General features: G+C 71.7%; 11 protein-coding genes. 5 read left to right on the top strand and 6 right to left on the bottom strand.

Annotated features, from left to right (window positions below):
• Positions 1-113: 113 nt before the first annotated feature.
• Both ABZX11_RS43095 and ABZX11_RS43090 read right to left on the bottom strand, forming a co-directional pair.
• The gene (locus ABZX11_RS43095; RefSeq protein ID WP_176176063.1) at positions 114-914 is read right to left on the bottom strand and encodes a serine protease; all 801 of its coding nucleotides are present in this window, start codon (positions 912-914) and stop codon (positions 114-116) included.
• A 125-nt stretch (positions 915-1,039) separates the two neighbouring features.
• Positions 1,040-2,257: an amino acid permease gene (locus tag ABZX11_RS43090; RefSeq protein ID WP_354924345.1), complete on the bottom strand. Its 1,218-nt coding sequence runs from the start codon at positions 2,255-2,257 to the stop codon at positions 1,040-1,042.
• Positions 2,258-2,337: 80 nt separating this feature from the next.
• Here ABZX11_RS43090 and ABZX11_RS43085 point away from each other — a divergent pair, with 80 nt between their 5' ends.
• The 4 genes from ABZX11_RS43085 to ABZX11_RS43070 all read left to right on the top strand — a co-directional run bounded on the left by ABZX11_RS43085 (position 2,338) and on the right by ABZX11_RS43070 (position 5,202).
• A complete protein-coding gene (locus tag ABZX11_RS43085; RefSeq protein WP_354924343.1) occupies positions 2,338-3,120 on the top strand; it encodes a GntR family transcriptional regulator in 783 nt (260 codons plus the stop codon).
• 40 nt (positions 3,121-3,160) lie between these two features.
• Positions 3,161-3,673 carry a hypothetical protein gene (locus ABZX11_RS43080; protein ID WP_354924341.1) on the top strand — a complete coding sequence of 171 codons (513 nt, stop codon included), beginning with the start codon at positions 3,161-3,163 and terminating at the stop codon, positions 3,671-3,673.
• A 176-nt stretch (positions 3,674-3,849) separates the two neighbouring features.
• Positions 3,850-4,347, top strand: coding sequence for a hypothetical protein (locus tag ABZX11_RS43075; protein WP_176178271.1), 498 nt, complete (start codon positions 3,850-3,852; stop codon positions 4,345-4,347).
• A 186-nt stretch (positions 4,348-4,533) separates the two neighbouring features.
• Entirely contained in the window at positions 4,534-5,202 is a 669-nt protein-coding gene (locus ABZX11_RS43070; protein WP_176176067.1) for a hypothetical protein, read from the top strand.
• A gap of 54 nt (positions 5,203-5,256) precedes the next feature.
• On the opposite strand, the gene ABZX11_RS43065 is transcribed toward ABZX11_RS43070, so the two are convergent.
• The 4 genes from ABZX11_RS43065 to ABZX11_RS43050 form a co-directional block, all read right to left on the bottom strand.
• Complete coding sequence (locus ABZX11_RS43065; RefSeq protein ID WP_176176068.1) at positions 5,257-6,915, bottom strand: fumarate hydratase; 1,659 nt, start codon at positions 6,913-6,915, stop codon at positions 5,257-5,259.
• A 693-nt stretch (positions 6,916-7,608) separates the two neighbouring features.
• Positions 7,609-8,640, bottom strand: a complete 1,032-nt coding sequence (locus ABZX11_RS43060; protein ID WP_254897244.1) for a sigma-70 family RNA polymerase sigma factor — start codon at positions 8,638-8,640, stop codon at positions 7,609-7,611.
• 288 nt (positions 8,641-8,928) lie between these two features.
• Positions 8,929-9,354 carry a D-aminoacyl-tRNA deacylase gene (gene dtd, locus ABZX11_RS43055; RefSeq protein WP_176176069.1) on the bottom strand — a complete coding sequence of 142 codons (426 nt, stop codon included), beginning with the start codon at positions 9,352-9,354 and terminating at the stop codon, positions 8,929-8,931.
• Entirely contained in the window at positions 9,351-10,853 is a 1,503-nt protein-coding gene (locus tag ABZX11_RS43050) for a methyltransferase (RefSeq protein ID WP_176176070.1), read from the bottom strand. Before ABZX11_RS43050 ends, dtd begins: the two co-directional genes overlap by 4 nt.
• A gap of 28 nt (positions 10,854-10,881) precedes the next feature.
• Here ABZX11_RS43050 and ABZX11_RS43045 point away from each other — a divergent pair, with 28 nt between their 5' ends.
• Positions 10,882-12,147 carry an amidohydrolase gene (locus ABZX11_RS43045; protein WP_176176071.1) on the top strand — a complete coding sequence of 422 codons (1,266 nt, stop codon included), beginning with the start codon at positions 10,882-10,884 and terminating at the stop codon, positions 12,145-12,147.
• Positions 12,148-12,152 lie beyond the last annotated feature (5 nt).

Below are 12,152 nucleotides of genomic sequence, written 5' to 3'. Positions count from 1 at the left end.
GGCCCCCCGTGTTCGCCCCCTAACTGTTCCCCTTTTCCTAACACCCCGTGCCCCTTTGCAACACCCCGGCGGTCGGGGGCCCCCCCGGGGGGGCCCCCCTTCAGCGAAAGCGGTTACAGCGTGGCGGCGGCCGCGGCGATCTTCGACGCGAAGGTGCTCACCTCGGTGTAGACGCCGGGGGCGTGCGGACGGGCGCAGCCGTCACCCCAGCTGGTGATGCCGACCTGGATCCAGGCGTTGTTGGCGTCGCGGCGGAACATCGGGCCGCCGGAGTCGCCCTGGCAGGTGTCGACGCCGCCGGAGGTCAGGTTGCCCGCGCAGATCTCCGCGCTCGGGATGAGGTCGGGGTAACTGCCGCCCTGCGCGGCGCAGGTGGAGTCGGCCACGAACGGGACCGACGCCTTGAGCAGGTACCGCTGCTGGGAGCCGCCCTCGGTCGCCGCGCCCCAGCCGGCCACCGTGAACGTGCCGGTGTTGTACGTCGACGTGGTCGCGATCGGCAGCGTCGAGAGCCCGCTCACCGGGCTGGCCAGCTTGATCAGCGCCCAGTCACCGCCGGTCGAGGTGCCGTAGGTGGGGGACTGGTAGACGTAGGTCGACTTGACCTTCTTGGCGCTCGTGCTCTGCAGGTCGACCACGCCCACCGTCGCGGTGATCGAGGTGTTCGAGCCCGTCCGGCTGACGCAGTGGGCGGCGGTCAGCACGATCTGGTTGGTGTAGAGGGCGCCGCCGCAGCCCATCGACAGCCGCACCATGAACGGGAACTCGCCCTGGGCGGCCCGGGTCCCGCCGACGACGTCGGTGGACGGCGGCTGGGCGGCGATCGCCGGGGTGGCGAACGACGCGGCCGCGGCGACCGCGGCCAGTGCGGTGGTGGCGTTTCTGAGCAGGGTGAACCAGCGCTTGGGAGCCAAGGGGATCAGTCCTTCCAGTGTCCACAGTGGAAGCCGGTGCCGACGGTGGCCCCACGACTACACCAGGTGCGCGCCGATCGGGACAACCGACTTTCTTCGGATGTTTCGGGCGGTTGGGTGATTTCTCACCGGCGGATCCGACGAACGCCGTAGGCCGAAGCGCCCAGCACCAGGACGCCGACCCCGGCGAGCACCGACGGCAGCGGCAGGCTGAAGGCGAGCACCACGCACCCGGCCAGGCCCAGCACGGCGACCGGCCGGGCCTTCCCGCTCAGCGTGAACGCCGCGGCGTTGGCGATCGCGTAGTAGGTCAGCACGGCGAAGGACGAGAAGCCGATCGCCGCGCGGAGATCGAGCGTCGCGGCGAGGACGGCGACGACGAGCCCGACGGCGAGCTCGGCCCGGTGCGGCACCCGGTAGCGCGGGTGCACCGCGGCGAGGAAGCGGGGGAGGTGGCCGTCGCGGCTCATCGCCAGCGTCGTGCGCGAGACGCCGAGGATGAGCGCGAGCAGCGAGCCGAGCGCGGCGATCGCCGCACCCACCCGCACGACCGGTGCCAGCCACCCCGGGACGGCCGCGGCGATCGGGTCCGGGCTCGCGGCGAGCGTGGCCGGGCCCAGCCGGACGAGCAGCAGCACCGCCAGTGCGGCGTAGACCACGAGGGTGATGCCGAGGGCGAGCGGGACGGCCCGGGGGATGGTGCGGGCCGGGTCGCGGACCTCTTCGCCGAGGGTGGCGAGCCGCGCGTACCCGGCGAAGGCGAAGAAGAGCAGCCCGGCCGCTTCGAGCACGCCGCCGCCACCCGGCCAGGCGACCAGCGGGCCGCCCGCGGACGGCCCGGCGGCCATCGCCACGGCCGAGACCAGGAGCACGAGCAGGGTGCACGACACGATCACCCGGGTGGCGAGCGCCGACCGGTGCACGCCGAAGTAGTTGACGCCGGTGAGCGCGGCGACCACCGCGACGGCGAGCAGGCTCCGCCACGGCTGCCCGAGGCCGGGTGCGGCGTAGGCGACGACGGTCAGCGTCATCGCGGCGCAGCTGGCCGTCTTCCCGGCGACGAATCCCCACCCGGCCAGGTAGCCCCAGAATTCACCGAGCCTTTCCCGGCCGTAAACGTAAGTTCCCCCGGATTCGGGGTGAATCGCGGCCAACCGCGCCGAGGACATCGCATTGCAGTAGGCGACGGCGGCCGCAAGGACCAACGCGATGAGCAATCCGGCCCCCGCCGCGCGCGCCGCCGGGGCGAACGCGGCGAACACCCCGGCGCCGATCATCGAGCCCAGGCCCAGGAAAACGGCGTCGGCCAGGCCGAGCCTGCGGTCGAGGGAAGTCGGGGGCATCCGGGTGATCCTCCAAGTGGCGGCCGTGGTTCGTGCCACAGCGAACCACAGCGTGCCGGAAACCGAATAGGGTCGATTCCGTGCCCGCCCCTTCGCGCCATTCCCGCCTGTCCGCCGACGGTCCCGTCCTCGACGGGATTCCCGAACACGGCCGTGTCCCGCGTTACTACGCGGTCAAGGTCGAACTGCTGGCGGTGATCGCGGAACTCGGCGAAGGCGCGGTGCTGCCCACCGAACGGGAATTGTGCGAACGGTTCGAAGTGTCGAGGGCGACCGTACGGCAGGCGGTCGGGGAACTGGTGCTCGAGGGGCGGCTCAGCCGCCGCCAGGGGAGCGGCACCTACATCGCCGGTCCCAAGCTCGTCCAGCCGCTGGCCCTGGTGAGCTACACGGAGGGGCTGCGGCGCCAGGGCGTCCGGCCGGGCCGCACGGTGATCACCCTGGAGCGCCGCCCGGCGGGCAGCGCGCTGGCCGCCGACCTGCAGGTGACCTCGGACGCCGAGGTGTTCCACCTCGAGCGGGTGCTGCTGGCGGAGGAGGAGCGCGTCGGGCTGGAGTCGACATATCTCCTGGCCGCCCGGTTCCCGGACCTCCTCGATGTCTTCGACCCGGAGCAGTCGCTGTACGCGTGCCTGGCCGAGCAGCTCGGCGCGGTGTTCGACGGCGCGGAGGAGCGGGTCGAGACGGTGCTGGCCACCCCGCGCGAGGCGCTGCTGATCGGGACGAACCCGGCGCTGCCGATGCTGCTCACCCACCGCGTCTCGTGGGGTCCGGACGGGGTGCCGTTCCAGCGGGTGCGCTCGCTCTACCGGGGCGACCGGCTCAGCTTCACCACCCGCCTCGGCCGCGCCGCCCATCGGTGAGCCGATGCAACCCGGCGGGCGTTCACTCCGTCTGGGGAGTATGCGTACGACGGTGAAACTGCTGGGCGCGGGCTTGCTGCTGCTCACGGCGACGGCCTGCGCGGCGAATTCCGGCGCCGGCGCCCCGGCGGGGAGCGGTCCGGAGTCCGTTTCGTCCACGATGTCGGTGACATCGGCGACGGCGGTGCCGGGAACACCCACGCCCGGCCCGCCGCCGTCACAGACGGTCGGGCGGCCGACGCAGGGCATCGCGCCCGGGGACGACGTCATCGCCGAGACCCAGGTCGACGCCCGCGCGCTGCCCGAGGGCTACCCGCGCAGCCTGACCCGCAGCCTGGACGGCAAGACCCTGATCCTGCAGGCCGAGGAGGGTGGCTGCCGCCGCGTCTCGGCGCGGGTCGGTGAGCAGACGGCGCAGCACGTGGTCGTGCTGGTCGCCGTGGCCTCGGCGCCGAAGGGCCAGATGTGCCCGGACTACCTCAAGGAGATCACGGTCCCGTTGGCGCTCGCCGAACCGCTCGGCAGCCGCACGGTCGTGCTCCGCCAGGGCTGAACCGCTGAAGACGCTGGGAGGGCCGGCCCGGGATGCCCGGGGCGGCCCTCCCAGACCATATCCGGACCTGGTCGGGGCAGTGTCGGCCGGCTGCGTCGGGGACCACGTTCGAGCCCGGTCGGTGCAACCCCGCGCGCCCTTCGTTCCGTCTTCCGGGCATGAGGTACTCAGCGAAGGTGGTCGGGACAGGCGCGCTCCTGCTGATGGTGACGGCCTGCGCCGGCCCGAGCATGTCCGGCAGCCAGTCCGAGGCACCCGCCCGCACCGTGACGACACCGGCCGCGCCGAGCGGCTCGCCGAGTGAGTCCGTGCTGCCGGCGCCGGCCGAGCCCAATCCGCCCGGCAAGCCGCGGCTGACCGTTCCCGAGGGCAGCACCCAGGTCCCGGCGAAGCAGATCGACGCGACCGCGTTGCCCGCCGGCTTCCCGCGCGAGGTGTGGACCGCCAACGGCGGCACCGTGCTGAACATCCGCGCCCAGGAGGGCGGCTGCGGGCACGCGCTCGGCGAAGCGACCGAGCAGGCGGGCGACCACGTCGTGGTCAACCTGAGCGAGACGAAGGCCCAGACCAACCAGATGTGCACGATGGACATCCGGTACCCGGTCATCTCGGTCAGCCTGGCCGCGCCGCTCGACCAGCGCACGGTGGTGCTGAAGACCACGCCACCCAAGTAACGGATCGCGGCCCCGGGAACGCCCCGGGGCCGCGTGCTGTCCGCAGTGGACGATCGTGGTCCGGACCAGTGGGCACCCGTGGTCCGGTTCGTCGAAGATGTCGAAAATTGTCAGCCCTTCCGCTGAACCACCACCGCGCCCGGAGCCGTGTCCCGGGGTGAGGTGGCGATCAGAGAGGAGGGCCCCATGCCCCGGTTGAGCAGTGGCCGGCACCGCAAGCAGGCGACCGTCGGATTGGCCGCGTTGCTGGGCGTCGCCGGTGTCACCGCGACCGCCATCGCGTTGAGCAGTCCCGCGGGCAACGCGGCCGAAGCGCCCAAGGAGAACTGCGGCGGCCTCGACACCGCCCTGCAGAACAACCTGAACTTCATCGCGGGCCAGCAGGCGAACCCCGACGCGCAGTCGGCCGCGCGGATCGCCAACCGGCAGGCGGTCGTGGACCTGATCCAGCAGCGGCGGCAAGTTGCGGGCTGCACGGCGAACGTCGCGCCGAACAACGGTCAAGCGGCTGCGGCGCCCGGGAATTCCGGCAACGCGCCGGGTAAGGCCCAGGCGCCCGGCCAGCAGAAGAAGCAGGAGCAACAACCGGCCGCCGGTGGCGCGGTGGGTCAGGTGGTCTGCCCGGGTTCGACCGTGACGCTCTCCGGCGAGGGCGGCGCACCGGCCGCGTCCAGCAACCAGTTCCCGGCCGGGACCAAGCTGAAGGTCACGAACCTGGACAACTCCAAGAGCACGACCGTCGAGGTGACGTCGGTGTCGGGCAGCTGCACGCTGCTCAACAACGCGGCCTTCGAACAGGTGCGGGAGCCCGGCAAGTTCCTCATCCGGCGCGCGCGGATCGAGCGCGTCGGCTGAGCGAAGGAAAAAGGGGGACACCGGCGGCGGGCCGGTGTCCCCCTTTTCCGTGCGCTAGCGGAAGCTGATCTGCAGCACCGGGTCGCCGGTGCTGGCGAAGAAGTCGTTGCCCTTGTCGTCGATGACGATGAACGCCGGGAAGTCCTCGACCTCGATCTTCCACACGGCTTCCATGCCGAGCTCGGCGTACTCGAGGACGTCGACCTTCTTGATGCAGTCCTGCGCGAGCCGCGCCGCCGGGCCGCCGATCGAGCCGAGGTAGAACCCGCCGTGCGCCTGGCAGGCGTTCGTCACCTGCTTCGACCGGTTCCCCTTGGCCAGCATGACGAGCGAGCCGCCGGCGGCCTGGAACTGCTCGACGTAGGAGTCCATCCGCCCGGCCGTGGTCGGGCCGAACGAGCCGGACGCGTAGCCCTCGGGCGTCTTCGCCGGGCCGGCGTAGTAGACCGGGTGGTTCTTCAGGTAGTCCGGCATCTCCTCGCCGGCGTCGAGCCGCTCGGCGATCTTCGCGTGCGCGATGTCCCGGGCGACGACCAGCGGCCCGGTGAGCGAAAGCCGCGTCTTGACCGGCAGCTGCGACAGCTGCGCGCGGATCTCGGCCATCGGCCGGTTGAGGTCGACGCTCACGACGTCGTCGGAGAGGTCTTCCTCGGTGACGTCGGGCAGGAAGCGGGCCGGGTCGCGCTCCAGCTGCTCGATGAACACGCCGTCGGCGGTGATCTTCGCCTTGGCCTGGCGGTCGGCGGAGCAGCTCACGGCCACGCCGACCGGGCAGCTCGCGCCGTGGCGGGGCAGCCGGATGACGCGGACGTCGTGGCAGAAGTACTTGCCGCCGAACTGGGCGCCGATGCCGAACTGGCGGGTCATCTCCAGCACCTGCTGCTCGAGATCCCGGTCCCGGAAGGCGTGGCCCAGCTCGGAGCCCTCGCCCGGGAGGTTGTCGAGGTAGCGCGCGGAGGCGAGCTTCGCGACCTTCAGGTTGAACTCCGCCGACATGCCGCCGACGACGATCGCCAGGTGGTACGGCGGGCAGGCCGCGGTGCCGAGGCTGCGCAGCTTCTCGTCGAGGAAGCGCGCGAGCCGCTTCGGGTTCAGGACGGCCTTCGTTTCCTGGTAGAGGAACGTCTTGTTGGCGCTGCCGCCGCCCTTGGCCATGAAGAGGAATTCGTAGGCCGGGTCGTCTTGCCCGTCTTTGTGGTAGAGCTCGATCTGCGCCGGCAGGTTGGTGCCGGTGTTGCGCTCGTCCCAGAAGGTGACGGGCGCCATCTGCGAGTACCGCAGGTTCAGCTGCTGGTAGGCGTCGAAGATGCCCCGCGAGAGGGCACGCTCGTCGTCACCGCCGGTGAGGACGCCTTCGCCGCGCTTGCCGATGACGATCGCGGTCCCGGTGTCCTGGCACATGGGGAGCACGCCGCCGGCCGAAATGGCGGCGTTGCGCAGCAGGTCCATGGCGACGAACCGGTCGTTCCCGGAGGCTTCGGGGTCGTCGACGATCGCCCGCAGCTGCTGCAGGTGTGACGTGCGCAACAAGTGCTGGATGTCGGTGATGGCGGTGCGCGCCAGGGTGGTGAGCGCTTCCGGGGCGATCTTCAGGAAGGTGCGCCCGGCGGCTTCGACGGTTTCGACGCCTTCGTCGGTGACCAACCGGTATTCGGTGGTGGTGTCCTTGCCCAGCGGGAGGACTTCGGTGTGCTGAAACGTGGTGGACGGCACTGCCAGGCTCCTTTGCCAGCTCCGGGATCGGTCCACCCTACGCAGGGTGGGCTCGTACCGGATATGAGCACCCGGTCACTGTGGGCCACCCCACGCGGTTGCTCGTTCCGCTGTGACTCTGTGCGGTTCCACAACCCCGAAGCCCGATTGTGACTACGGCCGGCAGTACCGCGTCAAGGCGGGAAAGATGCCTTGACCCGGCACCGCCGGCCGTGTTGTGGCTTCGGATCGGGGTTGGGGGAGGTCTGGCTTGTGGTTCCGTTCGGTCGTCCCTGCCGGTTCGGTCTTGGGAAACGCGCGTGCCCTGCGGGCGCGCGCGCCGACCCTTCCGGTACGCGAGTCGTCCGTCTGGGTACGCGTGGCGATGGGCTGGGGCGGAAGCTGGTCGGGAGGCCGGGTCCACCCCGACGGACCCGACCTCCCGGGGAAAGCTCCCGGGTGCGTGCACACCCGGTTGCGAGGCCTGCGGGCCGAGCACGGTCGCTCCGTGGCCGCCTCTGACGAGGCTGGCGTGACGCAGGTCATAAGTCAACGCCGCCGAACGGGTGCTGGCGGAGGGTTGCTACCCGCGTTCGTGAACGGTGAAACGCGGTTTTCGTGGAAAATTTTCGCGCTCGGTTGCGTGGCTGGTCATCGGCTTGCGCGCACGAAAAAGGGCGGGTGCCCATGGCACCCGCCCTTTCCGGGAAGCGGTCAGCTGGCGTACGCGCGGAGCCGGTCGGCTCGCTCGCCCTGGCGGAGCTTCGACATGACCTCGCGCTCGATCTGGCGGACGCGCTCGCGGGACAGCCCGAAGTGCTTGCCGATCTGGTCGAGCGTGCGGGGCTGGCCGTCGTCGAGGCCGTAGCGCAGGCGGATCACGTGCTGCTCGCGGTCGTCCAGCGTCGCCAGCACGCGGCGCAGGTCGTCCTGCAGCAGGCCCGAGATCACGGCGCTCTCCGCGTCCGTCGCCTCGGAGTCCTCGATGAAGTCGCCCAGCGGGGCGTCCTCCTCGGTGCCGACCGGCATGTCCAGGCTTACCGGGTCACGCGAGTGGTCGAGCAGGTCCGAGATCTTGTGCGCCGGGATGCCCGACTCGGCCGCCAGCTCCTCGTGCGTGGCGTCCCGGCCCAGCTGCTGGTGCAGGTCTCGCTTGATGCGGGCCAGCTTGTTCACCTGTTCCACCAGGTGGACCGGGAGCCGGATGGTGCGGCCCTGGTCGGCCATGCCCCGGGTGATGGCCTGCCGGATCCACCAGGTGGCGTACGTCGAGAACTTGAACCCCTTGGAGTAGTCGAACTTCTCCACCGCGCGGATCAGACCCAGGTTCCCCTCCTGGATCAGGTCGAGCAGCGGCATCCCCCGGCCGGTGTAGCGCTTGGCCAGCGAGACGACCAGGCGGAGGTTCGCCTCCAGCAGGTGGTTCTTGGCCACGTGACCGTCGCGCACCAGGGCGGCCAGCTCGGTGCGGCGCTTGGCCGTGAGGTCCTCGGCGGTGTCCAGCATGTGCTGGGCGAACACGCCGGCCTCGATGCGCTTGGCCAGCTCGACCTCGTCGGCCGCGGACAGCAGGGCCGTCTTGCCGATGCCGTTGAGGTAGACGCGGACGAGGTCGGCGGCGGGGCTCTGGGCGTCGAGGTCGGCGTCGGTGAGCGCCCCCACGCCCAGCGACGGCTCCTCGGTCGTCTGAGCCGGGATGCGCTCGCGAATCCCGCGAGACTCGCGTTCGAGAGTCTGGACTGACATTCTGCCTCCCCGGTCACGGGCTGAACGTGCTGCTGCGGTCGTCCACCGGGTGCGTACCCGCGGACCGGGGCCTGTGGATCCCGGTTCGCCGGTCCGGCCGGCTTGGCTGGACATCTGGCACAACGCTCCGGGTTCCCAAAACGTTCCCGGCTCGTCATAGGAGAAGACGGCTGCGGGAGCGATCCGGTTGCTGAATCAAGGCTGAGCTTTTCCTGAGAACGTTCCGTGACCGGCGAACCTGAGAATTCCATATGAATCCGGTGGGAAACCGAACCGGGATGGAGTGGTCTAGACCTCTACCAGAACCGTGAACGGACCGTCGTTGACGCTCGAGACCGCCATCATCGCCCCGAAACGCCCGGTCGCCACGGTGGCGCCGCGGCCGCGCAGCTCGGCAACGACGGACGCCACCAACGGCTCGGCGACCTCCGGCCGGGCCGCCTGCGTCCACGACGGCCGCCGCCCTTTCTTCGTGTCGCCGTAGAGGGTGAACTGGCTCACCACGAGCAGTGGCGCATTCGCCGTGGCGCATGATTCCTCGTCGCGCAGCACCCGCAGTTCGTGCAGTTTGCGGGCCATCGTGGCGGCTTTGGCGGCGTCGTCGCCGACGTGGATTCCCAGCAGCACAAGCAAACCCGGCTCGTCGATCGCGCCGACGACCTCGCCGTCGACCGTCACGTCCGCCCGCGTGACGCGGGCGACGACCGCCCTCACCGGTCCGCCGGGACGAGCATCCCGTGCCGCACGAGCTCCCGGACGACGGGCAGCGCCGCGGCCGCCAGCTCCTCCGAAGACAGGCCCTGCGCGGCCGCGAGGAGCTCGATCAGGTCCTCCAGCGGCAGCGCGCCGCGGCAGCCCGCGAGCAGCCGCATGGCCAGTTCGTCGACCTCGTGCTGCCAGCCCGGCCCGTCGGTGCGGTGCAACCGCCGGACGGTCGTCTCCCAGCCTTCGTCGCCGGGTTCGTCGACGCTTTCCAGCAAAACCGTTTCCGGCACCACAAAACGGACATCAAGCAAGGAATCACCCGACTCGCGCAGCCAGTCCACCCGGTCCAGCCACCCGGCCGCTTCCGGGCCCAGCGGGTCGTCGTAGGCCTGCCGCAGGTCCTCGCACACCACGGTCGGCGTCCGCCCGGCCGCCCGCCGCAGCGTGACGAAGCCGAAGCCGATGCCCCGGACGTCGTTCGCGGCGAACCAGTCGAGCCACGCCGCCGCCTTCGCCCGGCCCTCGGCCGACCGCGGGTCGAGGCCCGCGTCCCGCAGCCACGTCCCGACGTAGAGCGCCGGGTCGGCGACGTCCCGCTGCACGAACCAGGCGTCGGTCTCGGCGGGCAGCCAGCGGCTCACCCGGTCGGCCCAGTCTTCGCGGGAGGTGTGCAGCCAGGACGCGAGCAGGTGACCGGTGCCGCCGTCGTTCAGGAAGCCCGGCAGCTGCCGCACGACCAGCGCGCTCGCGTCGTCGCCGGCCAGCCCGGAGTCCCGGTAGGTGTAGTCCACGCGGGCCGGGCCGACCACGAACGGGGGATTGCAGACGACCTGGTCGAACTTCCGCCGCGCGACCGGCGCGAACCACTCGCCCCGCAGCAGTTCGACGTCCAGCTCGTTCAGCCGGAAGGTCGCGGCGGCCAGGGCCAGCGCCCGCTCCGAGACGTCGGTGGCGGTGACGCGCCCGGCGTGCCGGGTCGCGTGCAGCGCCTGCACGCCGTTGCCGGTGCCCAGGTCGAGCAGGGTGCCGACCGGGCGGCGGCTCGTCGCGCGGATCAGCGACAGCGACGCGTGGCCGACGCCGAGCACGTGGTCCTCGGGCACGGTGTGGCCGAGCAGGTCGGCGTCGAGGTCGGAGACGACCCACCAGGAGCCTTCCTCGTCGCCGTGCGGCCGGATGTCGAGCGCGGCGCGGTAGCCGTCCGCGGCCGGCGCCAGCACCCCCGCGGTGACGGCGTCCTCGGGGGCCAGCGGCGCGAGGGCGGCCTTGACGGCGGTCTCCGGCTCGGTGGCGCCCAGCAGGAACAGCCGGATCAGCGTGCCGAGGTCGCCGGCGTCCCGGCTCGCGCGTTCGGCCGGAACCGGCTCGCCGCGGCCCAGCGCCGCGTGCGCGGCCCCGCCGAGGGCCGCCACCACGCCGTCGGCGTCGTAGGAGGTGCGCCGGAAGGCCTCGCGCAGCCGCGCGCAGACGTCGTCGGACAGGTCGGGCAGTACGCTTCGCGTGCTCACGGTGGGTAATGCTGCCACGATGGCCCCTGTGACCCTTGAACGCGTCCTCGCCCCGCTCGACGCGGCGCTGCCCGAGCTCGAAGCGCTGTACATCGACTTCCACCGGCACCCGGAGCTGTCCTTCGCCGAGCACCGGACGGCGGCCGAGCTGGCCCGGCGGCTGGAGGACGACGGCTACGAGGTGCACACCGGCATTGCCGGCACCGGCGTGCTGGGCGTGCTGCGCAACGGCGACGGGCCGACGGTGCTGCTGCGGGCCGACATCGACGCGCTGCCGGTCGAGGAGAAGACCGGGCTGTCCTACGCCAGCACCGCCCGCGGCACCGACGAGCACGGCAAGGACGTCCCGGTCATGCACGCCTGCGGGCACGACATGCACGCCACCTGGCTCTCCGGCGCCGCCGCCCTGCTGGCCAAGGGCCGTGACACGTGGTCCGGCACGCTGCTGGTGGTGTTCCAGCCGGGGGAGGAGAGTGCGGGCGGCGCGTCGGCCATGGTCCGCGACGGCCTGTTCGACATCGCGGGCAAGCCCGACGTCGTGTTCGGGCAGCACCTGGTCCCCGGCCCGGCAGGCTGGGTGCTCACCCGGCCCGGCGTGATCATGGCCGCCACCGACACGCTGCGCGTCACCCTGCACGGCCGCGGCGGGCACGGCTCGCGCCCGGAGACCACCGTCGACCCGGCCGTGCTGGCCGCGTCCGTGGTGCTCAAGCTGCAGACGATCGTCTCGCGCGAGATCGCCGCCACCGACTCGGCCGTGGTCACCGTGGGGTCGCTGCACGTGGGCACGGCGAGCAACGTGATCGCCGACGACGCCGTGCTGGAGGTCAACGTCCGGTCCTTCGACCAGGCCGTCCGCGAGCGGGTGCTGGCCGCGGTCGAGCGGATCGTCAATGGCGAGGCCGCCACCGCCGGCGCGCCGAAGCCGCCGGACATCGAGCGGTCCGGTTCCTACCCGATCACCGAGAACGACGAAGCCGCCAACGAGGCGCTCACCGAGGTGTTCCGCGCGCGGTTCGGTGCCGACGTCGTGCTGCCTGCCCCGCTGGTCACCGGCAGTGAGGACTTCAGCGAGTTCGGCCGGGCGGCGGGCGTGCCGTCGGTGTTCTGGCTGGTCGGCGGCTACGACCCGCAGACGGTCATCACGGCGATGACCGAGGGCCGGTTCGAGCGCGACATCCCGTCCAACCACTCGCCGCGGTTCGCCCCGGTGCTGCACCCGACCCTGCGCACCGGCATCGAAACCCTCGTCGCCGCCGCGGTGAGCCGGTTGTCCCACCCAGGTGTCGGATGAACCGC

It is taken from the genome of Amycolatopsis sp. NPDC004169 (assembly GCF_040610315.1).
GTDB lineage: Bacteria > Actinomycetota > Actinomycetes > Mycobacteriales > Pseudonocardiaceae > Amycolatopsis.
This window is presented reverse-complemented; position numbering and strand designations above follow the sequence as displayed.